Origin of the sequence: Petrotoga olearia DSM 13574 (genome assembly GCF_002895525.1) — a bacterium.
Lineage (GTDB): Bacteria > Thermotogota > Thermotogae > Petrotogales > Petrotogaceae > Petrotoga > Petrotoga olearia.
Window position 1 is genome coordinate 1 of sequence record NZ_AZRL01000001.1, and the last position, 23,628, is coordinate 23,628.

A 23,628-nucleotide genomic window follows, 5' to 3' on the forward strand; every position below is an offset into this window, starting at 1 on the left:
ACAGAAAAGGATAAAGGGACACATAGTGATGAGTTTCGTATCTTACATAATGCAAAGAACGCTTGAATTAGAACTAGAAAGAAATAATATAGAATACTCACACGAAAAGATAAGAGAAGCGATTAAAAACATGGAATACATAGATATTAAAGCCAACGAACAGCATTTAGTCATTAGGACTAACATGAATCTTTTAGCTCAGAAGATATTGAAGATACTTAATATACCAATTCCAAAAGTGGTAACACCATATGAGGAATTCATAGAGAAACTAAAACTACAGAACGAAAATAAGGAAATTAAAGGATTAGAAAGGAGCAAAGCAAAAGTATAAGACTAAAACACTGATAAACAAAGGAAAAGAAAGGCATGTAGTGACACTTTTGGAAAACAGAGAAAGCAAAAAACGCTTTTTTGCAATTATTCATGCCTGTTTTAGAATTCTTACGTTTTTGTAACTGTCAAACTCAGGAGAGGAGAAAGCTCTTGGAATGTTCAGGATACACATTTAAGAGTAACAATCAATCCGGGTGAAGCCAGAGTGTTTTTCATATATTAAAAAGGGCTTTTAGCCCTTTTTTATTTTAATTTTGGAAAGTTAAACTTGTCTACTTCTTGTTTTTTTATAAACTTTCTAAACTTTTTCTTTGCTTCCTTCATTAGCTCTTCTTGAACTATAAAAATTTTCGACTTTTTCCTAGTTGATCTTTTATACTCTCCATTCGGTTGTAACTCTCTTGCTTTGAAATTATCTTTTAAATAAAGGTTCAATACATCTATCAATCGTTGCTTTAGATCTTCTTGCTCTATTGGTATCAAGGTTTCAACTCTTCTATCCAGATTTCGAGGCATTAAATCGGCACTTGATATAAATAATTTAGGTAATCCGTTATTTTCAAAATAAAATATTCTACTATGTTCTAAATACCTTCCCACTACACTTCTGACTTTTATACCTTCACTAACTCCTTTTATCCCTACTTTTAAAGCACATATTCCTCTGACGATTAAGTTAACTTTCACACCGGCCATAGATGCCTTGTATAACGCTTTAATTATAGATACATCTAGCAAGGAATTCACTTTTATTATTATTTTCCCTTTTCCACCTTTTTTAACCACATCTATTTCGTTGTCAATCCACTGTAAAAAAGTTTCTCTCAAACTTGTGGGAGCAACCCCCAATTTTTTCCATGTTGGAGGCTTTGAATAACCCGTTAAGATGTTGAAAAGTGCCGATACATCTTGAGCATAACTTTCCTTACAAGTAAAAAAATCTATATCTTCATACAATCTTGCAGTTATGTAATTGTAATTTCCTGTACTCATATGAACGTATCTTCTGATCCCACCTTCTTCCTTTCTAACAATCAACAAAAGTTTTGAATGTACTTTTAATCCGACAAGTCCGTAAACTACATGACAACCGGCTTTTTCCAACTCCTTAGCCCATTGGATATTATTTTCTTCATCAAATCTGGCTTTGACTTCAACCACAACGGTAACTTGTTTACCGTTCTCTGCGGCTTTTATAAGGTAATCTATGATTGGAGATTTTTTCCCAACTCTGTACAAAGTTTGTTTGATAGCCAATACTTGTGGATCTTCCGCTGCCTGCCTTAAAAAATCCATCACATGCTCAAAAGATTCATAAGGGCGATGTAGGAGAACGTCCTTTTCTCTAATTACCTTAAAAATATCCTCCTTGCCATAAAAAGTTGGGGAAGGTTGGGGAGAGTAATACTCAAATTTTAAATGTTCATGTCCTTCTAAATTAGCTATTTCCATAAGAGAACTTAAATCTAATAAACTAGATATCTCGAAAATATTATCGCTTCTTAAATTTAGTGAATTTAATAGGAAATTTCTCAGATTCTCTCCCATATTTTTGGATATTTCTAATTTGACAGGAAAGCCTGTTCTTCTTTCTTTCAGCGAACTTTCAATCTCAATTAACAAATCTCTGGCATCATCCTCGTCGATAGAAAGGTCTCCATCGCGGGTGATTCTGAACTCAGAGATCTCAACCAATTTGTATCCGCTGAAAAATAAATCAGAATGCATTTTTAAAAGATCTTCTGTTAAAAATAAGTATGTACCATCCTCACAAGGGATGTTTATAAACCTAGGAAAAATCGTCGGTAATGGTATAAAGGCAAATAAGGTTTCCCCTTTTTCATCTTCCAACTCCACGCCTAGATTAATGCCGCTACCAGGTAATATCGGAAATGGTCTACTCTGATCGACCGCCATTGGAGTTACAACAGGAAAAACGGTCGTTTGAAAATAATTATCTAAAAACTCTTTTTTTTCTTCATCAATATCATCAACTTTGAGAACTTTAATATTCTCCTTATCTAAAGAAGGTAATAACTCGTTTTCTAAACAATTATATTGCATTTCCACCATTTTATGAGTTTTTTGGGAGATCTTCATTAATTGATCTCGGGGAGTCAAACCAGAAATATCGACTCCGCTGAATCCAGCTTGGAGTTGTTCTTCCAAACCAGCCACCCTTATCATAAAAAACTCTTCAAGATTGGATGAGGTTATAGAAAGAAATTTAACCCTTTCTAAAAGAGGGTTCGTTGTGTCATGGGCTTCTTCTAACACTCTGAAATTGAAATCCAACCAACTTAACTCTCTATTGTTATAATATTTATAATCGTTGAAATCAATTTTCTTTTCTTTAGATTTGTTACTACTAGTTTTTGCCATTAAATCTCATCCCTTTAAATTTTTCTAACTAACTCTGGAACTATTCCAAAGACTTCTAAGAAGAAATTATCCTTCCTTTTCAATGCCCACTCTTCTAGCAAAGTTTCTTTTGGTGTATGAGTAATTATAATCAGACGATTACCTTCTAAATTAACTTCAATATCTCCCAATTTGCTCTCATGAGCTACATCTAAGGCGTCTGCAAGCCTCAATATGGCAAGCATCTTTGTTATCAATATCTTATCTGATATGTTTTCCAGTTGTGATGAATAATCATCAATCTCCAAATCTTGGGCGCTGTGAAAGTAAGCGATTCTTGAGACAATATCTAATTCTTTTGAAGTTAAACCTATAATCTCTGAACCCTTAATTATATTATACGAATGCAAATAATGTTTCTTAATATTTACATATTTCCCCATGTCATGCAAAATTGCAGACACTTGCAAAAGAAGTCTATGTCTTTTACCCAATTGATGAACCGGTTCTAAGACATCGAATAATTTCATGGCATATTTTTCTACTGTTTGGCTGTGTTTCTCCTCATAGGAATACTTTTTACCTATATTTCGTGAAGAGATGATCGTACTCTTTTCCAATAAATTGAAAAATCTTCTATATTTTCTGCTTAGCAACACTTGAAATAACAAACTACTACTTAAATTAACCTTTGGAAAAACCAAAATATTTTCTGCTCCGGATACTTCTAAAAGTAATCGGTAAAAAGCCAATGCTGATAATAACGAATTTGCTTTGTTTTCTGAAATATCATATTCTCTGGATAATTCGGTGGCATTCTTTGATTTCAAATCCTGAAAAAGAACATTGAATTCAGCCTGGGAAACGTTCATTACTTCTTCTTCATCCTTTTCCAAGAGCCCAGCTAAAAACTCTATTTCATTACCACAAGTTACAAAGGTTTTGATCTTTTTATTACTAAGCCAAACCTTGATTGGGTGGTAAAATGTACTCAAATACTCTCTTATTAAATTACTATAGTGTAATGTGTTTTCTTCCAAAGCTCTGAGCATCTCTGAGACTTTTACAGAACCTATTTTTATATTTTGTGAATTATCTATCAAACCTTTAGAATACGTTGCTAACCCCATACTTCCCGTTCCTATGTAAACAAATAAAACATCATCCTTTTTGTACCTTTTATATTTTTCAAAATTCCTTATCAATTCCATATAGATATGTGATTTCTCTTCATAATCATCTAAAACATTGATAGCCAAACCTGTTCTTGTCTCGATCTGATCTAAAATAAAATCAAGATTTTCTGCTTCCCTCAAAGCGGTAGTACCTACTATCTTCAATCTATTAGTTCCGTATTCTTCTGCTACTCTTTTGAATCCTAGAAGTTTTTGACTTAGTATCTCCACTTTTTCAAAAGATATCCTTCCTATTGTAAAGGTATCTTTACCCAAGAATAAAGGGTAATCTAAACTTTCTATAATATTGATATCATCTTGATCGTTCTGAGCTATATCAAAAGATATATTTTCTGTTCCAATGTTTATAACACCAGCAACCATTGTTATACACCAACTTTTTCTTTAATAAGTGAAAAAGCGCCATACAAGCAAGCATCATCTTGCAATTTTGATAATTTAAATTCACAACATTCAAAGATGTGAGGTATAGAGTACTGCTTGGCTGTTTCAACTACTATAGGAATCAATTGTTCTCCTATAGCTTCCATGACCCCCCCTCCTAAAACAATAACTTCGGGATTTAATAAATTAATGATGGAGCCAGCATTTATTCCTATATATCTTGCGGCATCGTTCAAGACACTTCTAACAAGTTCGTCTCCTTCATCATAAGCAGTTTTTAAAGTTGAACTTTTTACTATGCCTTCCAAATCAGTTTTTTTTATTAAGGTCTTTTCGCCTCTTTCTTTTTTTCTAAGTATTTCTCTTTGGATAGCTACTTTAGAAGATAAACTTTCCAAACAGCCACGAAGATTACAACCACAAAGAGGGCCTTCGGGGTACACATTCATGTGTCCTATCTCAGCAGCGAAATTGAACGAACCCTTGTATAATGATTCATTTAATATTAAACCACCACCAATTCCTGTTCCTACAAAATAACCCACCGCATTTTTTGTCCCTTTAGCAGCACCAAACTTCCATTCTCCATACATACTTGCATTGGCATCATTTTCTATAATCACTTTGATATTGTACTCTTCCTCAACAAATTTAGCTAAATTAAATTCGTTCAAAGGCATGTTTGGAGTAAAGGCAATTTTCCCATCTTTTATAACTCCTGGTACACCTATTCCTATCCCTTTTACATCTTTATTCTCTTTAAGCAAAGAATCCAAAACTTTCTTCAATTGCTCAACAACTTTTTCTTTGCCTTTTGAACTTTTGGAACTCTTTTTCTCTGTCTTCAATTTATTGCCTTTCTCATCAAATAAGGTCCCAAGTATTTTAGTTCCTCCTATATCTACCCCTATCCAATTACTCATTTTTTTCACCCTCTTTATAAGGATTAAATTTAAAGATTTTCTTTAGAAATGTTGTCGTATAAGCTTTTAAAAATTTCATTCACCTCAACATCTATCTTCCCTTTTAATTGCACTAATTCTTTATCAATTTCTTTTAATAAAGCTAGAATATTATCTTCTTGAAATTTTTTTACCAACACTTTCTTCAAAATAATCAAATCATGATGAATGCCTAATATATCTTGAGTCCGCTTAAACATCTCTTCTTCAGCTAAAGTGCTACTTTTCAGTGCCCTCAATACCTCTGCTTTATAACGCAGGTTTTTAATCTTTATCCTTATCTTATGAAGCTTTTTATCATCACTTCTATCTGTACTTCTAAATTCTTCATAAACTTCTTTAAATTCTTTTATATAAAGTTTAGCAAAATAAGGATCGTTTATCTGAAAGTTTTGTATAAAATCAAGGACCAAGAAGCTAAAAGAATTTTCTAGTAGATTATCTAACTCCGAAGTTTTTAAAGAATTTAAATAACTTCTCAACTTTTCTTTTTCTTTACTATATTTTTTCTCGAAATAATCAGTTACTGCATTATTTCGCCCTTCAAGTTTCATAAGTAAATCCAAGTGAACTTGATAATCTCTAGATTTATTGCTTATTTTTATTATCTTATTTACTTCTTTATCAGCTTTCTTAGAGCTTTCGTGTTTTGAAAATCCTTCTAAAAAAGCTATAATTGTTTCTATCCTTCTGCACGATGTTCTCATGTCGTGAATACTATCTTCTCTCTCTTCATCTAAAACATTAGAGATGTTTTTTAGAAGGCGATGTTTAATCCTTTCAAAATATTCGATGTACTCTTTTACAAACATCCACGGATTTACTGAAATATCGTTTAAGAGTTTATTGACTTCGGATCCACCATCCATTTTAATTTTCCTTTTCCAGATAAAATATCATCGAATGATTCTCCTTCAATACAAATTACTCCTGCCTTTCTCAAATGCAAATCATCACCAGTTAACTTTTTTGCAAGTTCGTCAAAAGTGGGATTATGCCCAAATATAATCACATTGTTATAACCCTTAATAATATTTGGAATTTTTTCACTTATTTCTTCTACTTCTCCTTCGTATAGTATCTCTTCTTCTGTTATCTTTGGCTTGGATTTAAAAGACTTTGCAAAGATTTCAGCTGTTTCTTTTGCCCTCAAAGCAGGAGAGGTAACCAAAAGATCAACATTATTTAAAAGTTTGGCCACATATTCTGCAACTTCTTTAGAATCGTTTCTACCGACTTTTGTCAACTTTCTTTCATAATCATCAATTTCCGCGGACCTTTTTTCTGCTTTAGCGTGCCTAACTAATATCAGGTTTTTCATATGTGAACTTTCCTCCTTCTCCATTTCGGAAAGAGTGTAGGAAAAATTTTATATATAACTAGCTTTTAATCATAGCCTCTTTTGGGAGGCTTTTTAATTACTGTTTGTTTTTTGGCTTACCGTTTGGCCTTGGAATATGACCATTGATTCCGTACTCATCATAAGCATCGAATATTCTTTTGCAAAATTGAATCATCTTATGATCATTTTCAGCGACAGCTTTTTCGTATATTTTAATGAAATATCTTTTTCCAGCTTCTGTTTGAGAGTAGTTTTTCTTAAGCAAATTATGTTTCATGCATAAGGTTTGTCCATTAGAAATATCATTGGAGCCACCTTTGTCTCTGGGTATAATATGGTCCACAACTAATTCTACACCATCTTTTAGCCCCATACCACAAACTACACACTTATAACCATCACGTTTTAAGATTTCTTCTTTCACTTTTGGAGGAAATTCAAAAAGTTCTGTTTTTTTAGTGCAATCAGGATCGTATCTATAGACACCTTTTTTTATCTTTAATAATTTTCCTTGCTGATAAAGTTTTCTAATAGCTCTCCACGGATCTCGAGGGGGGTTTTCATGGTTTTTTAACCATTCCTTTGTAACCCAATCCACTACAGGCCCATGTGGTAAATCTTCATTTGGATGTTTTTTAAAATAATCCATTACAAGTTCAGAAATAGTTTTAGACTTTTTCATTTTTTCTTTCTCCAAATAGTTTTCGTTCATTAATTTTACATTCACTTATTAATCTATTTTTGGCCAATTTACAATAAGATTCATCAATTTCCAGACCAATTGCCCTTCTATTGTTTTTATACGCAGCTAATAGCGTCGTTCCTGAACCCATAAAAGGATCCAAAACGAGGTCTCCCACAAAGGAGAACAATTTTATGCATCTTTTTGGTAATTCAACAGGAAAAGGAGCCGGATGTCCAATTTTCTTTTTGCTCTCACCAGAAAATGTCCAAAGCCCATTGGTCCATTCTATAAATTCATTCTTTGCAATATCTGATATCCCACTACCCGAACTTTTTTTCCAATTGTTTTTATACAGAATAACTATCAATTCAACAGGGGAAATAACATATGGAGCAGAGGCAGATAACCATGACCCCCAAGCTGTTCTTCTAGATATATTCCCTTCATTCCAAATGATTGTAGAATGATATTTAAAACCAATATCCTTAGCCAAGACAGTTAAATCTGCTCCCACACTTTGTTGACCACCTTTGTTTTTATCTAATGGAATATTCAAGCAAAATCTACCATCTTCTTTTAACCAGTTATAGCAACGAGATAACCATTTTTTGCTAAATTCAAGATAATCTTCATAAGAGATTTTATCGTTATGGGATTCATATTTAATATCCACATTGTAGGGAGGTGAGGTAACAATTAAGTCAATACTGTTGTTTTCTATTTTTGGGGTTGTTAACATATCTTCATTCAAAATCTTTATTCCATCAAGAGAAAAGAATGTTTTTTTGTTCATTTTAATTCAACTCCTTCAACAATTACTCCAATTGTAAATTAAAATTCAATATTTCATAAGTCCAGACTGTTCCACCTTCACCCAGTTCAACACTATAACTTCAATAATTTTCCAATTTGCTGGTATAGAAGCTTTTAAAAAGAATTCACATAGTCTCTTAAAGCTGATCCAATTCTTTCTAATAAGGAATCCATATCACGGGATTTGTTCAGTCTTTTCAGAGTGTTCCAAAAAATAAATATTCCAGCTATGCTCCCTATCAAGTTTCCTATAAAATCCGTCATCGTATCGAAAAGGCTTTCTTCTTGAGCCATTCTATATCCAGGATAGTCTCTAAAGATTAAATCCGAAATAAATTCTCCTATTTCCCAAAATACTCCCAATGTCATAACAATAGAAAAGGTAACAATAAATATTTTTAGAAAGAAAAAAGGCATTTTCATTTTGGTCCAGATTAGTTCAGAACCCATTACTAATGGATAAATAAAAAATGAAAGCCAAATACCTCCAGTAATATGAAGAATAAAATCGTATATTTCAAACGAATCATAAAAGCCGTACCACATACCAAAAACACTATGCAAAGAAATTTGAATTATTGTTACTGTACGAATTTCTTCAAGAATTGTAGACTTAGTTACCCATTCAAAAACCCATGTTAAATAAACTGCAAAGGCACTTAAGAGATATCCTAAAAAATGTGGTAAGTTAAAATCCCAAATGCTTCCTATAATAGGAATAAACACAACAAAAGAAAAAAATAAGTTAACCGCTCTTAAAACAGAATAAAACTTCGAACTTGAAGTAAACAGGGTTTCTTTCACCAAAGGATCTTTCACCAAAAAATGATGGATTTTGTCAAATTCTATCTTCGCTTTTTTCAATGTTTTTGAAAACTTTGGAGTAATTGATATCACCTCTTTTTTAGTATTTTGTTCATTCTATAATTAATTTTAATTATATCATTTTGATTCAAAAACAAAAAAGCAGCGAACTAATTCGCTGCTATGAGGGGATGATACGACTATGGTGGCTCCGGGTGAGGGATTCGAACCCCCAACCTAGTGGTTAACAGCCACCCGCTCTACCGTTGAGCTAACCCGGAAAAAATAAAAACTCTTCAAAATCTAAAAATGATTATATCATCAAAATAGTGTTTTGTCAACATTTTTATTTTCATCTACGGGAACCACTTCACCTAGAATAACAAACCTTTTGGCCCCAGTTATTTGAGGTACATTATTTTTTCTTCCTTTGTAAGTCTGATAAGCTAATATAGCAAAAGCTACCGCTTCTTTAGCATCGCTTGAAAAACCTAATTCTTCTAAAACCATCACGGCAGCTTTTTCTCCTATCATCTTTTTTACATAATATTTTATCATCGATATCAATGTAGAATTATAACTTCCACCACCAGAGATTATAACTTGGTCTATGTTAGTGCCTATAAATCTTAGATAGGCATCGGCAATGGATTTAGCGGTAAAAGCTGTTACGGTTGCAACAATATCTTCGTCATTTAATTTCATGCTTTTTCCTCTGTTTATTATCTCTTGGGCATGCTTTAACCCAAAAACTTCTCTTCCTGTGGTTTTGGGAGGCTCTTTTTTTATAAAAGGATGAGCCATTAGTTCTGCTAAAAGCGTATCAGAAATCTTCCCATTTTTACTAATCTTTCCATCTTTGTCATAACTTTGCTCGCCGTTGCTTAGAATCTGAACTACTCCATCTATAAGCATATTCCCTGGACCTGTGTCGGTACCTTTTATATCTTCTATCTTGGCTTTTTTTGGTATATAGGTGAAGTTTCCTATTCCTCCGATATTTTGCATAACCCTGTTGTAATCATCATTTTTAAACAAAATATAATCAACATAAGGTACAAGCGGGGCTCCTTGACCTCCGGCTGCAATATCTCTTGCCCTAAAATTGCTAATGGTTGTAACCTGAGTCCTTTCTGCTATTACACAAGCTTCACCTATTTGAAAAGTGGAGATAAAATCATCACTTACATAATGGTATATAGTCTGCCCATGGGAACCTATTAAACCAACATCTTGCATATTCAAACCTTTTGATTCAACAACTTCCTTGACAGCTTGGGCAAACAATTCGCCAAGCTGAAAATTTAATCTGCAGATTTTATCGACGCTGCCCGTTTTGGGATCTGAACATTCTAGAATTTTTTCTCGCATTTTTTTACTATACGGTGTATTTATAAAATTAACAACTTTTACATTTAACTTTTGTGGCCCTTCTTCTGTTATTTCAACTAGTGCAGCATCTATTCCATCCAGTGATGTTCCTGACATTAAACCTACTACCAACATAATATCTTCTCCTTTTATTTCTAAAGTGTTTATATGTTAATAATCTTTTCCAAAAATTATATTATTTATTTTATTTCTTATCACGTTCAATTCAGGTTTTTTTAAGAATCTATCGTAGTAAACAGAATTTGTCAAAAATATAGAAAATAATCCATCTTTTCTAATCCAAATTGATGTGCCTGTAAAACCATTGTGGCCGAATCCTGTGCTATCAAGTGAGTATTGACATCCTGCAACAGGTGGAGCCATCCAACCTATATGAGTAGTACTTTCTCCTCTTTTTACCAATGTAGTTGTAAAAAGATTAAAAGTGTCTTTTGAAACTATTTCCCCATTTAACAAATTAATTATGAAAATCCTTAAATCATTGGCATTAGAAAACAAACCTGCATTTCCACTCACTCCACCTAAATAGTAGGCGAGTTCATCCTCGACCACACCCTTTAACCTTTTACCTTCTCTGATAGAAGTAGTAACGGCTTTCTTCTTATCCTTTGGATTGAAACAAGTATTTCCCATTCCTGTTTTTTTAAAAATATCTTCGACATACTCTTTGAAATGCTTTTGAGTAACTTCTTCAACGATTTTCATAAGTGTTATAAAATTCAAACAAGAATATTCATAACACTTGTAAGGGTTTATTTGGGGTTGAATGTTGATTATGTGTTTAAGCAACTCTTCCCCACTATACTTTTCCCACAGATTTGAATAAGCCTGCATTCCAGAAGTATGAGTTAATAATTCAAAGATAGTAATTTCACTTTTTGGTCTACTTACCTCTATGAATTTGCCAATTTTATCTTCTAATTTTATTTGTTTTTCATCTATTAGTTTCATCACTGCGGTTGCAGTTCCTACAACTTTGGTAACACTTGCTAAATCAAAGATGTCCTCTTGAGTAACTCTTTCTTTTTCATCCTTTGTTCCAAAAACATTTTTATACAATATCTTTTCTTTTTTACCAATTAAAACGGATGCCCCTGTATATACATTATTTACTCCTGATAAAACAATTTCGTTTAAAGATTCAATATCTTTTTCTTTCAAATCATCACTGCCCTTCAAAATTCTTTTATAAATTTTTCTAAAATGCCATCACAAACCACATAAGAACCTAATCTATCTACCTCGTTTTTTATATCAATTTTTTCATTGGAGCTAATCAGGTTACTAGCGACTCCTGCAAGCTGAGAGAGCTTTTTTAACCATGGATGTATATCTTCATATAACTTTTTGTCTTTCATATATTTCAATTTTCCTTCAAGATTGCTCAATCTCTCTAAGTATTCCTTTAACTCTTTTTCCTTATTCAAGGGATCGTTTCTGAATTCTTTTATTAGACTTTTTAACTTAAATGATGTCTCCTCAAAAATTCTCGATTTTAGAAAATTTTCACTGAATAATTTCATATCTTCAAAAAAGTCTGACCCTACCAAATTAAAAACAGACTTGTTCCAAGAACACCAAGGATCGTACCCTTGCAAGTTCCAAAGATAATCTGCTATTGTTTGCAAGGCAAGCATTGATGCATAGGGCTGGTTCATCGGATTTGAGATAATCCCCTTTACTTTTGATATACACAAGTCATTTTCCCTGTTCATTAAAGGGGCTAAGAAAAGTTCTCCTTGATCTGCATCATTTACCGGATAATTATCCCATAAGATCAAATCATGGCCAAACTGGTTTGAAATCTTATCTGCGTTTTTTCTGGTCACCCTTTTTGACCATACACCCTTCCCCGTCCATATTACAGGAATTTCAGGATTTAAGTGTTCTTTTATCGCCCTTCTGTACATTGAATCTTCTTCTTGCCAGTATTCAGTTGGGCATAAGTACAGACTAGCCTCTGAATCTTTTCCCTTTAAAAACTCGTATAACTTGTTTGCTATATATATCTGAGCCAAACCATAATTACCTTCAAACTTTCTTTCATCTTCTTCATAATTCAACTTTTCAGGAATATCATCGAAAAGGATAGCAAATTTTTTTACACCTTTACTTATAATTTCATAGTATTTTTTGCACAATAAATCAAACTCTTTTTGATCGCTAAATTTCATGCTGAGACCGGGGCTTACACAAAATACAAAATCGACAAAATTATCTTTTGAAACTTTTATTAGCTGATCTATTTTTTCCATTTCTTCTTCTGGATAATCCTCTCGCCATTTTTCCCTGTGATATGGATCATCTTTTGGAGCGTACCAATAGGTATTCATTTTATTTCTTCCACAAAAATTTATCATATCCAATCTGTTTTGATGACTCCATGGTTCCCCATAAAAACCTTCAATTATTCCTCTCATTTTAAAAGATGGAGAATCGAATATCTCAACTACAGGTAGAAGTTTATTCTCAAAATCAATAAGTTGCCTTAGGGTTTGTAGCCCATAGAAAATACCTTTCTTTGATTTAGAAAAGATTTTAACCGTTCTATTTTCTTCTTTCACTTTCATTAAATAACTTTCTACATCCATAATATCGATGCTTAACTCTATATCGTTACTTTCGATAAATTCATTTAAATCCTTTTCAGAGGGAGAAACAATAGATTCTATTTTTAAGTCCGCTCTATCAGAGCCTTTTACAAAGACAAACTGTTCACTTGGAAAAATCTTAACAAAATTTTCTTCTTCAAAATTTTTGAAGATAGAAAACTTTGAACTTTCAAAATGAATATTTGCTCCTTCATAGACTAACTTTTTAGGTTTTGGATTAGGTCTAAGAAATAAGTTCATCAGAACTCCTCCTTTTTAATATGAGATAAAGTAATTACTTTATTATCAATCACTGTTTTGTTGTATTATATCATGTTTATTTTTTAAAGTGTTCGACTTTTCTACTGATATGATATAATTAAACAAAACTTATAAAACTAGGGGGTGTGTTTTATGAAAAAATTACTTGTTTTAATCTGTGTTTTGATGGTTAGTTTGTTCATTTTTTCTGAAGAAGTTATAACTTTAAATCTTATTGAAGCATTTTCAAGTCCCTACAGAACACCTACCTTAAACAATATAATACAAATGTTTGAAACTTTGAATCCTGGGGTGAAAATTAATGTTATTTCACCACCATACGAAACAGCCTATCAAAAGATAAATTTAATGGTAAGTACAGAACAACCGCTTGATATTATAGAGATAGGGGACTGGGATTTAAGCGCATTAGCTGCTATGGGGAAGTTAGAAGATCTAACTCCTTATATCGAATCTTGGCCTGAAAAAAATGACATGGTCGAGGGGGTTTTAGAAGCAGCTAGCATTTACCAGGGTAGACCTTACTTGCTACCCCATGGTGTATTTGTAAAAGCGCTCTTTTACAGACCGGATATTTTAGCAAAATATGGGATTGAAAGTTATCCAAAAACAATGACGGAATTGTATGAAATATCAAAAAAATTAACAGAATCTGGAAAAAATCAATACGGTTTCGCTTTTAGAGGAAAGGGCTATCCAACGGCTTTTATTGATATTGTTTTAACTTCATTCTTTGATGACATAGATCCAAATAATATGTATTTAACTAAATCTGGTGAAATTATTTTTGAAGACCCAAGAGCAATTGAAGCGTTAAATTTCTATGTTAGTTTGTATAAAGACACAGCTCCAAAAGATTCAATAAATTGGGGATGGGATGAGCAAGTTAATTCGTTTGTTTCGGGTATAACACCACTACTATTTCAAGACCCTGATACCACAGGCATGTTAAATGAAATGCTTCAACCTGGCCAATATAAAACTTCTCCACTTCCGTTAGGTACAAGTGGAAAAGTTTATCCATCCTTTGGATTCGTAGGCTGGGGAATTCCTACTTACTCAGAACATAAAGATTTGGCTTGGAAATTCATTAAATTCGTTGCTTCAGCTGAAATAAATGGTTATTGGAGCAAGAGTTATGGTGCTTTACCAGTTTTACAATCAGTCTATACTTACGATTCGTATTTCAGCTCAGACCTTTTTGAAGGTTGGACCAAAATGTTTGACGATCCGGAACATTATCAATTCACAGAATACCCCTTAGATAATAAAAATTGGGGAAAGTGGAATGAATTCCAGGAAAAAACAATGCAACAAGTATTGCTCGGAAAACTTTCTGTAGAAAATTGCCTGAAGCAGTGGACTGATTTTTGGAAAGACGCCGGCATTAATTAGGTGGTCTAATTGAGACGAAAAAAATTTATTTTTTTCTTGCTATTGCCCACTTTGTTATTAATATCTTTTATCATTTTATACCCCACTATCAGTGGGGTAATGTTATCTTTTAAAAATTACTCCCTTTATAACTTCCAAAATATTGAATGGATAGGTTTTGAAAACTTTAAAACCATCTTTTCCGACCCTTTTTACATTGATACTATTTGGAACACTTTGAAATGGGTTATATTTTCTGTATTTTTCCAGTTAATCTTGGGTTTTATTTTAGCCCTTTTAATGAAAGAACCTTTTAAAGGTAGAGGCGTATATGCAGGATTAGTCTTTTATCCATGGGCAATTTCAGGATTTGCCATAGGTTTAATATGGTCATGGTTGTTAAACGGGCAATTTGGAGTGATCAATGATATACTAATAAAAATTGGAATCATTGAAGAAGGCATTAGTTTTCTTTCGGACCCTTCGTTAGCGATGTTCTCTGTTATTTTAGTGAATGTTTGGTATGGAATACCTTTTTTTGCCATCATGATTTTAGCAGCATTACAGTCTGTCCCTGATTCTCTTTACGATGCAGCGGAAATCGACGGTGCGGGTTACTTCACCAAGCTCTTCAATATCACTATACCATACATAAAACCTACTCTTATAAATACCATTTTATTGAGAACTATATGGGTTATGAATTTCCCTGATATCATTTACGGCATGACACGTGGCGGCCCTGCTGGAAGCACTGAGATTTTGGCTGTAAAAATGATAAATACGGTTTTTTATGAATCCGACTATAGTAAAGCTGCAGCACATGGTGTAGTTATCATTTTAATTTTTTTCATTTATACTATGATGTACTTAAAATTAACTTCTAAAGGTGAGTTCAGCCTATGAAGAAAAAAATTTTCCCCAAAGTTATACGTATAATTTTGCTCTCTATGTTTTTTGTTTTTGCAATTTTTCCGTTATATTGGATTGTAATAACTTCGTTAAAACCTACACAGGAAATATACTCCTTTCCAGTTAGGTATTGGACAAATAATCCCACTTTTTTTGGATACAAGAGATTATTTGAATTTGTCAATTTTAAAAGATATTTTGTAAACAGTATTTTCGTATCTATAGGTGCTTCCTTTGTTTCAACAATATTTGCCATGTTAAGCGGATATATACTTTCAAGAAAGGAATTTAAATGGAAATATCCTATTATATTATTCTTATTTTTTTCTCAGATGATCCCAACTTATTTAATCATGGTCCCGCAATATACCATGTTTTCAAAGTTAAATTTAATCAATAAACTCACCAGCCTAATAATAATTTATAGTGGTTTTGGAGCAGCCTTTAGTACAATAATGGCTAAGGGATTTTTTGATAGAATTCCAAAAAGCATCGAGGAAGCCGCTTTAATTGACGGATGTAATGAAATTCAATCTCTATTCAAAATCACTATTCCCTTAATGTTGCCGGGTTTATCGGCTATTCTCAGTTTCTCTTTTGTAAATAACTGGAATGAGCTGTTTACTGCGGTTATGTTTTTAAATACATCTGATAAATATACGGTGCCTGTAGGGTTATATTCTATTGTATCAAAGGCAGGTGTCCAGTGGAATGTGCTGGCTGCTGGAATTGTAATAGCTCTTTTGCCAACAATTATAGTATTTGCTATCTCGCAAAAGTATATTATCGCAGGGCTTACACAAGGAAGCTTAAAAGATTAATATTGTAAATGATTTTTATAGCTTAATTCCATCTTAAAAATTCAAAAGCGGTGATAAAAATGAAATTTTTAGGAATAGACGGTGGTGGTACTCACATAGCTGCCAGTTTGATCAACGAAAGTGGAGATATATTAAAAAAAATTGAGATAGAAACAGGTGTCAATCTCACCTCTGTTGATCAAGAAAGACTGAAAAGTATTATAAGTACAGTTAAAACAAAAATAACCGAAGTTGATGGAATAGTAGTAAGTTTCTCAGGTGCTGGAACATCCCAAAGAAAAATACAACTATTAGATATTTTTAAGGAAATTTTTGACATCAACAACATCTTCGTATATAACGATGGTGAATCTATTCTCTATTCTCTTTTTAAAGGAAATAGTTTAGCGATTGTTATTGCTGGTACTGGGTCTATGATCATGGGTATGAATGAAGATCAAAGTATTGTAAGAAGTGGTGGCTGGGGGCATCTTTTTGATGATGTAGGAGGAGGTTTTTGGATATCAACAAGAATTATTCAAGAAGCTTTCAGATACAAAGACAAATTAAGAGAATTCGATCCTATTTTTAATAGACTTCTAAAATTCTACTCTTGTGAAGAGATTGAAGCTCTTACCTCTTTACAAGGGAGAAAAGATTTTAAAACAATCATTTCTTCTTTCACCAAAAAAGCTTTAGAAAAGCCAACAAATCTTGTTGAAGAAATAATTAATGAAGGTATTTCTGATTTAACTTTAAGATGTAAAAAGATTTTAGATTCTTTGAATATAAAAGATCTTTATTTGAGTGGAAGCCTTTTTAAATCTGAATACTACTTACAAAAATTTCAAGAATTTATGCTTAATTATTCATTACACCCGTTGAACTTTGATGTAAGTGAACAAATGGCATTATTAGCTAGAAAGTATTTTTTAATCAAATAAAACTTCTCTTCATTACTTTAAAAAATATGCCCCACCCAAAAATATAGAAAGATATAACCTCTGTTAATTTTTATATTTTAAGACCTTGTGTGATTTTTACAGCCGATGAAAGAGAGTCCAAATAAGTAGTACTCGAATTTAAGGTATAAACAGAAAGAGGCATAATAAATGTACCATGAATATCGAAATTCTCAAGATCTCCATTAGGCTTTTTCTGCTTAAAGCCCGCCCCTTGATGTATTACATAGTATTCATTTCCGAATTTACCTAGATACATCATAACGTGACCTTTCATAAAAAGAATATCCCCGGTTTTTAAACCATCCAATATTATTTTTCTTTCCTCTGTTTGCTGAGGGAAAGAAGTTCTTTCAGCAGGAGTCATGATTTCTTGATACTTACTATCTCTTGGTAAATATACTCCAAAACACTTAAATATATCCATTATGAAACGCGAACAATCTCTATTGTAATCACTTCCCCCCCAGCCATATCTTTCACCAACCATTTTAAATGCTTGTTTAATTAAATTTTTCTGCGTGAGATCAGGGAAAGAAGCTTTTACTTCTTTTGCTGAGGGAATTGGAAAAATCCCATACTTTTCATTGGTCAATTTTCTTTTAAGAGGGATTTTTACCGGATAACACCCTTCAGGAAATAAGGTGTTCATTTTAAAATAAAAACTATTTATTTCATCCTCATTCGCTAAAACTAACTTATCCCCCATTTGAAAATGAAATTTGCCAAATGCAGGCACATCCTCAGTACAAACTTTACTTTCCATAACTATTAGAGTTCTTGGCGATTTATTGTAATCAAAGAACTCTTTTTTAGAAACCGCAGTTAAATTTTTGATGTTTATCCACCCTGAATAAAAAGAACTCTGAACAAAATACCAATTTAGTTTAAAACTTTTTCTGTAAATTAAAATCGGTTCCCCTGGCGAAAGAGTAGTGAGCCTAGTAATATCATGAAAAGGATAATTTGGTGTTATTCCCAATGGATATTTAAAAGGAAGGGCTTTTAGGTCGCTTCTATCAGTTATTAAACCAAAAGATACTTGAATATTCCCAGAAATCCCTTTTTTGAAATCTTGAAAATTCGAAAGAAAATCTTTTAACTTATCTTTTTTCAATGGTCTTATTTTTCCACCATCTTTGATAAATAAATTTTCTTCAATTATTTTTTCTGAATTTTCCATTGGCATTACCTTTTCAATTTCATTTATAAAATCATATGCTGTTATTTCATTTTTTGGATTAGAGAAATCGTAATAATAGTTTTCTATATGAGATTCAACCATCTTCTTATAAAGAAGATGGTTGAATGATTTTATTTCAGAATCATCCATCAAAATTTCATCTGCGTTATGTAATCTAGCTATCCAAAAATCAGGGTCATAAAACCTTTTATCTTTTAAATGAGTACATATAAATTCATTGACCACTTTTTATCTCCATTCGATATTTTCGATATCCATTTTTATTAAATCATCGTAAATTTCTCTTCTTGTTATCAACTTATATTTCCCATTGTTAACTAAAACAATGGCAGGTTTTAGAAAACCATTATAATTACTTGACATCGAATAGGTATAATCTCCAGTAGATGGGATCGCTAACAAATCTCCCGATTTTATTTCTGGAAGACAAGTCTCTTCAATCAAAATATCTCCTGATTCACAAGCCCTACCAGCTATTGTAACCTTTTCTAAGTTGATTGTATCTTTTGGCCGATTCGCAATAAACACCTCATATTTAGCACCATACAATGCAGGCCTAATATTATCAGACATACCTCCATCAACAACTACGTATTTTTTATTTTCGGTTCTCTTAATGGTCCCGACAGTGTACAGTGTGGTTCCAGCGCTAGAAATAATATACCTACCTGGTTCTATTATTATTTTTGGAGAAGGATAATGAAATTTACTTGATAAAAATCTAACTTCTTGAATAATTTCTTTTATAGCATTCTGAATATCTATAGCTTTTTCAAAAGTCGAGTGTGCTACACCAAATCCTCCACCAATATCAATTTCTGGTAAAACAACCCCCGTTTCTCCTCTTATTTTGTTCAAAAGATCAAAAAAAGTTTTTACTAACTCCACATAAGGTTTTGGTTCGTTTATTTGAGAACCAATATGAGCATGAATACCTTTAATCTCCAAATTTTCAGAATTTTTTATGGATTTAATCAGTTTCAACATTTCATCAAAAGGCATCCCAAATTTGGAATCCTTTTGACCGGTCGAAATATACTCATGAGTGTCTGGAGCAATGTTGGGGATAACCCTAAAGTAAATTTTTGCCTTTTTTCTTAATTTTTTACTGATCTTTTCAATTTTTCTAAATTCATCTTCATTATCTACTATAATGTGACCTACGTCATTCTCCAGAGCCATAACTAATTCTTCATTAGTCTTACTGTTCCCATTAAAGAAAATTTTACCAGAAGGAAAGGAACTATGAAAGGCTATATAAAGTTCTCCCCCTGAAACCACTTCTAAAGACACATTCTCACTTTGTAAAATTCTACAAATCTCCGTGTTCAAAAATGCCTTCGATGCATAAGCGATTTCATAATTATTATAATCAACGCTTTCGAAGGCACTTTTTAACTTTTTGATATTTTCCCTTATTTGAGCTTCGTTCAACACTAACAGTGGGGTACCATACTCATTAGCTAAGTGGGTACTTTTTACCCCAGAAATCTCTAAAACACCATCTTTATCTATTATCATACAAAAAACATCTCACTTTTCTGTTATCTACCTGAAAGTATGAAGGTAAATAATTCTTGCATCTTTCCATAGCAAATTGACAACGAGGTTCAAAAGGGCACCCCTTGGGAGGATTAATTAAATCTGGTACTTCTCCAGTATTTCCTAACTTTTCTGAAGTTATTTTATCCGGATCAGGTGCAGCTTTTCTTAGCAACTTTGTATAGGGATGTAATGGGTCTAACACTACTTCATCCGCTGTTCCTTCTTCCATTATCATACCCGCATACATCACGGCTATTCTATCCGAAATATATCGAGCAGCAGCTAAATCATGAGTTACGTGAATATATGTTGTATCGAGATCATCTCTAATTTTCAACATTAATTTCATTATACCCGCTCTAATTGAAACATCCAACATAGAAGTAGGTTCATCCGCTAATATTACAGATGGCTTTGTAACTATGGCTCTTGCGATAACTACTCTCTGCCTTTGGCCCCCAGATAATTCGTGAGGATATTTGTCGATAAAGTTTTCTACCGGGGTAAGTTCGACCTCCTCAAGAACATCTTTTATCCTTTGGTTTACTTGTTCAAATTTGTGAAGTTCAAGAGGTCTTTTTAATATTTGATACACTCTTTTTACTGGATTGAGCGAAGAGAAAGGATCTTGAAAGATCATCTGAATCTGTTCTCGGAATTTTAATTCTTCATTCCTTTTAAATTTTTTAGGAATTATTTCACCTTTGAATTTTATACTTCCGTTATTTTCCAAGTAAATACGAGATAATACCCGTAACAAAGTAGTCTTACCTGAACCACTTTCTCCAACTATTGAGATGATTTCTTTTGGGAAAACATCCAAATAAATATTTCTCAGAGCATGAACATATTGAGTTTTAAATCCTTTTCTTACAGAAAACTTCTTTGTTACATTATCAAAAGATATTACCGGGGAAAATGACATGCAACCCACCTCCCTGGAGTAACCTCTTTAAATTCTGGTTTTTTATCACATAAATCTTTTCTGTATGTGCACCTTTCTTTAAATGGGCATCCTTTTATTTCTTTTGAGAGATCTGGTATTCTGCCGGGTATTCCCTTATATTCTTTTGATACAGCAGTTAACCTTGGAAAAGAATTTATTAATCCTTCGGTGTATGGATGCGATGGGCTCGAATATACGGCTTTAGTGGGACCTATTTCAACCATTTCTCCTGCATACATGATTGAAATCCTTTTTGATAGCTCAAATAACAAAGATATGTCGTGGGTTACAAAAATAATTGAAAATCTATTTTTTCTCCTTATCTCATCTATTTGTTCCATAATAGATCTTTGAACGACAACATCAAGCGATGTCGTTGGTTCATCCATTACAACTAATGATGGAGAAAAAACCAAAGCCATTGCTATAGCCACTCGTTGTTTCATTCCTCCGGATAATTGATGAGGATAACTTTCCATTCTTTCTTTTTGGATTCCAACCATGTGTAAGACTTTTTCAACCATACCTATCGCTTCACTTTTTGAGTAGTTACTATGTTCGAATATTACATCCATAATCTGATCTTTTATCTTATAAACAGGGTTTAAAGCATTCATTGCACTTTGGGTGACTAACGAAAATTCTACCCATCTTTTCTTTCTGAGCTTTTCTTTATCCATTTTTAGAATATTTTCACCTTTATATATAATTTCTCCTTCAAAAATTTCACCTGGTTTTTTTAAAAGTTTGAGAATAGAGAAGAGTAAAGTAGATTTACCACACCCTGATTCGCCCGCTATTCCTAAGAAGTCATCCTCTTCCACGTTGAAACTTACATTTTTAACTGCCTTCACTATTTTATTGTTACTTCTATATCCTGCATTTAAATTTTTGACTTCTAAAAGCACTACTCACACCCCTCTTAGTCTTGGATTTGTAATCTCATCAATAGAGAAATTAAGCAAAGCAAAACTGGCACCTAATGTTGCTATAGCTGCTCCAGGAGCCAAAACCCAGCCCCATGAATTATTTAATAGGGCACTGCTGTTTTGGGCCCAATACAACATTGTTCCCCAAGTTATAGCACTAACGTCTCCAAATCCAAGAAATTCTAATGAAGCTTCTCCAACAATCGCAGTTAAACATGCCATAAAAAAGTTAGAAGAAAGCAAAGAAAACATGTTCGGCATGATCTCAGAAAAGATTATTCTTCCACTTTTTTCACCTGTTATTTTTGAAGCAAGGATGAACTCGCGACTCCTCATTGTCAGGGTTTGTGATCTTATAACCCTCGCTCCAGGAGCCCAACTTGTGAATGCTATTACTAAAATAATAGGTACAACTCCCCTAATCCTTATGTAAGAAGCTATAACTATCATTAAAGGCAAACCCGGAATTACCATAAAAACGTCTATTATTGTGGAAAGTATCCTATCAACTAATCCTCCAAAGTATCCAGCTGTCATCCCTATTAATACTGAAATACTCGTCATCAAAGCCCCTGTTGAAAGCCCAACTATTAAAGAAAGCCTCGTTCCATAAATCAATTGAGATAATATATCCCTTCCCATCCTATCAAGCCCTAGCGGATGATTAAATGAAGGCTGACTATATGGGGATCCTACAAAATCGTTGGGATTATAAGGTGCAAAAAAAGGAGCGAATACAGCTACTATAACAAAAAATAATATTATTGATAACCCCACAATGGCTTTTTTGTTTAGCTTTTTTATCATATACTATCAACCCCTTGTCCTTGGATCTAGGAAAATGTAAATAAAATCAAGCAAAAAGTTAGCTAACAAAACGGATAAAGATATAATGAAGAAAATGGCTTGCATTAGCGGGTAATCCTGACTAGTAACACCCTTATACATTAAATATCCTATTCCAGGATATGAAAAAACAATTTCTGTCAATAATGCTCCGCCTACTATATAACCTAAAGAAAGACCAAAAGAAGTTACGCTGGGAAGAAGCGCGTTTCTTGCTGCATACCTATTCATAATCTCTTTATCTTTCAGACCCTTAGCTTCGGCAACCACTATAAAATCTTCTGAAAGTGTTGATATCATATTGTTTCTCATGGTTAAGATCCAGGTACCTAAGGAAGCTAAGACTAATGTAAGAGCGGGAAGAAATCCGTGATATAACACACTTCCTACAAATCGCCATCCAGTTAAAAATTCTTGTGTTGAATAAGCATTTGAAAGTGGAAATGCTCCTAACATAAATCCAAAAACATAAAGCAAAATCAAGGCTAACCAAAAATATGGAAAACCTCTAATTATTAGGCCAATGATTGTTACAAAAGAATCAAATGGTGTATTTCTTTTCCACCCCGCTCTTATTCCCAAAGAAGTTCCTAAAATAAAGCTGATTACCGTTGAAATTCCCACAAGCCCAATAGTCCATGGTAAAGATGAAAAAATTAAATCCTTTACCTCAACAGGGTAATATGAATACGACACACCAAAATTAAAAGTTAAAGTATTTTTTAAATAAGAGAAGTATTGTTTGAGTATAGGTGTTTCTTTATCGACGCCCAACGCTATTCTCATTGCGTCAACTGCTTCAGGCTGCACCTCTCCACCCATTCTTAAAAGTATTCTTTCTGCTGGATCGCCGGGCATCAACCTTGGCAATATAAAGTTGATTGTAAGTGCAGCAATTAAAGCAATTACAAAAAAGAAAATCTTTTCTCTCAAATATTTCATACGTTATACCTCCAAAAACC

Annotated in this window: 21 protein-coding genes, 1 tRNA gene and 1 pseudogene; 5 read left to right on the forward strand and 18 right to left on the reverse strand. The window is 32.9% G+C overall.

Features of this window, described 5'->3' with window-relative positions; translation table 11 throughout:
- A pseudogene (locus tag X929_RS00005) lies at window positions 1–334 on the forward strand (hypothetical protein); the annotation flags it as partial.
- A gap of 245 nt (window positions 335–579) precedes the next feature.
- Here X929_RS00005 and X929_RS00010 read toward each other — a convergent pair.
- From X929_RS00010 to X929_RS00065, 12 genes are all read right to left on the reverse strand, one after another.
- Window positions 580–2,718: an RNA degradosome polyphosphate kinase gene (locus X929_RS00010; RefSeq protein WP_103066024.1), complete on the reverse strand. Its 2,139-nt coding sequence runs from the start codon at window positions 2,716–2,718 to the stop codon at window positions 580–582.
- 14 nt (window positions 2,719–2,732) lie between these two features.
- Window positions 2,733–4,256, reverse strand: coding sequence for a Ppx/GppA phosphatase family protein (locus tag X929_RS00015; RefSeq protein WP_103066025.1), 1,524 nt, complete (start codon window positions 4,254–4,256; stop codon window positions 2,733–2,735).
- Between the two features lie 2 nt (window positions 4,257–4,258).
- A complete protein-coding gene (locus X929_RS00020) occupies window positions 4,259–5,200 on the reverse strand; it encodes an ROK family protein (protein WP_103066026.1) in 942 nt (313 codons plus the stop codon).
- Window positions 5,201–5,229: 29 nt separating this feature from the next.
- Window positions 5,230–6,108, reverse strand: a complete 879-nt coding sequence (locus X929_RS00025) for a CHAD domain-containing protein (RefSeq protein ID WP_103066027.1) — start codon at window positions 6,106–6,108, stop codon at window positions 5,230–5,232.
- On the reverse strand, window positions 6,075–6,560 hold the full coding sequence (locus X929_RS00030) for a SixA phosphatase family protein (RefSeq protein WP_169924892.1): 486 nt from the start codon (window positions 6,558–6,560) through the stop codon (window positions 6,075–6,077). Before X929_RS00030 ends, X929_RS00025 begins: the two co-directional genes overlap by 34 nt.
- Window positions 6,561–6,657: 97 nt before the next feature.
- Entirely contained in the window at window positions 6,658–7,263 is a 606-nt protein-coding gene (locus tag X929_RS00035; protein ID WP_103066029.1) for an HNH endonuclease, read from the reverse strand.
- The gene (locus tag X929_RS00040; RefSeq protein ID WP_103066030.1) at window positions 7,250–8,059 is read right to left on the reverse strand and encodes a DNA-methyltransferase; all 810 of its coding nucleotides are present in this window, start codon (window positions 8,057–8,059) and stop codon (window positions 7,250–7,252) included. Before X929_RS00040 ends, X929_RS00035 begins: the two co-directional genes overlap by 14 nt.
- A 134-nt stretch (window positions 8,060–8,193) precedes the next feature.
- Window positions 8,194–8,976: a DUF2238 domain-containing protein gene (locus X929_RS00045; RefSeq protein WP_103066031.1), complete on the reverse strand. Its 783-nt coding sequence runs from the start codon at window positions 8,974–8,976 to the stop codon at window positions 8,194–8,196.
- Between the two features lie 113 nt (window positions 8,977–9,089).
- A tRNA-Asn gene (locus X929_RS00050) sits at window positions 9,090–9,164 on the reverse strand.
- 40 nt (window positions 9,165–9,204) lie between these two features.
- The gene (locus X929_RS00055) at window positions 9,205–10,422 is read right to left on the reverse strand and encodes an anhydro-N-acetylmuramic acid kinase (protein WP_103066032.1); all 1,218 of its coding nucleotides are present in this window, start codon (window positions 10,420–10,422) and stop codon (window positions 9,205–9,207) included.
- Window positions 10,423–10,425: 3 nt separating this feature from the next.
- Window positions 10,426–11,436: a serine hydrolase domain-containing protein gene (locus X929_RS00060; protein ID WP_211286699.1), complete on the reverse strand. Its 1,011-nt coding sequence runs from the start codon at window positions 11,434–11,436 to the stop codon at window positions 10,426–10,428.
- A gap of 14 nt (window positions 11,437–11,450) precedes the next feature.
- The gene (locus tag X929_RS00065) at window positions 11,451–13,127 is read right to left on the reverse strand and encodes a protein O-GlcNAcase (RefSeq protein WP_103066034.1); all 1,677 of its coding nucleotides are present in this window, start codon (window positions 13,125–13,127) and stop codon (window positions 11,451–11,453) included.
- 153 nt (window positions 13,128–13,280) lie between these two features.
- On the opposite strand from X929_RS00065, the gene X929_RS00070 reads away from it, so the two are divergent.
- Genes X929_RS00070 through X929_RS00085 form a run of 4 tightly spaced genes read left to right on the forward strand, consistent with a single transcriptional unit; the run spans window position 13,281 to window position 17,178 of the window.
- Window positions 13,281–14,543: an ABC transporter substrate-binding protein gene (locus X929_RS00070; RefSeq protein ID WP_103066035.1), complete on the forward strand. Its 1,263-nt coding sequence runs from the start codon at window positions 13,281–13,283 to the stop codon at window positions 14,541–14,543.
- Window positions 14,544–14,552: 9 nt separating this feature from the next.
- Complete coding sequence (locus X929_RS00075; protein WP_103066036.1) at window positions 14,553–15,428, forward strand: carbohydrate ABC transporter permease; 876 nt, start codon at window positions 14,553–14,555, stop codon at window positions 15,426–15,428.
- Window positions 15,425–16,255 carry a carbohydrate ABC transporter permease gene (locus X929_RS00080; RefSeq protein ID WP_103066037.1) on the forward strand — a complete coding sequence of 277 codons (831 nt, stop codon included), beginning with the start codon at window positions 15,425–15,427 and terminating at the stop codon, window positions 16,253–16,255. Before X929_RS00075 ends, X929_RS00080 begins: the two co-directional genes overlap by 4 nt.
- Window positions 16,256–16,314: 59 nt before the next feature.
- A complete protein-coding gene (locus tag X929_RS00085; protein WP_103066038.1) occupies window positions 16,315–17,178 on the forward strand; it encodes a BadF/BadG/BcrA/BcrD ATPase family protein in 864 nt (287 codons plus the stop codon).
- A 70-nt stretch (window positions 17,179–17,248) separates the two neighbouring features.
- Here the strand turns inward: X929_RS00085 and X929_RS00090 are convergent, their stop codons facing one another.
- From X929_RS00090 to X929_RS00115, 6 genes are read right to left on the reverse strand one after another with little or no spacing between them, the layout of a single operon-like run.
- The gene (locus X929_RS00090) at window positions 17,249–18,625 is read right to left on the reverse strand and encodes an NlpC/P60 family protein (RefSeq protein WP_103066039.1); all 1,377 of its coding nucleotides are present in this window, start codon (window positions 18,623–18,625) and stop codon (window positions 17,249–17,251) included.
- A 3-nt stretch (window positions 18,626–18,628) separates the two neighbouring features.
- Entirely contained in the window at window positions 18,629–19,921 is a 1,293-nt protein-coding gene (gene lysA, locus X929_RS00095; protein WP_103066040.1) for a diaminopimelate decarboxylase, read from the reverse strand.
- Entirely contained in the window at window positions 19,908–20,870 is a 963-nt protein-coding gene (locus X929_RS00100; protein ID WP_103066041.1) for an ABC transporter ATP-binding protein, read from the reverse strand. The genes lysA and X929_RS00100 overlap by 14 nt, the downstream gene beginning before the upstream one ends.
- The gene (locus tag X929_RS00105) at window positions 20,852–21,799 is read right to left on the reverse strand and encodes an ABC transporter ATP-binding protein (protein ID WP_103066042.1); all 948 of its coding nucleotides are present in this window, start codon (window positions 21,797–21,799) and stop codon (window positions 20,852–20,854) included. The genes X929_RS00100 and X929_RS00105 overlap by 19 nt, the downstream gene beginning before the upstream one ends.
- A gap of 3 nt (window positions 21,800–21,802) precedes the next feature.
- The gene (locus X929_RS00110; RefSeq protein WP_103066043.1) at window positions 21,803–22,627 is read right to left on the reverse strand and encodes an ABC transporter permease; all 825 of its coding nucleotides are present in this window, start codon (window positions 22,625–22,627) and stop codon (window positions 21,803–21,805) included.
- Window positions 22,628–22,633: 6 nt separating this feature from the next.
- Entirely contained in the window at window positions 22,634–23,608 is a 975-nt protein-coding gene (locus tag X929_RS00115; RefSeq protein WP_012208321.1) for an ABC transporter permease, read from the reverse strand.
- Window positions 23,609–23,628: the final 20 nt, after the last annotated feature.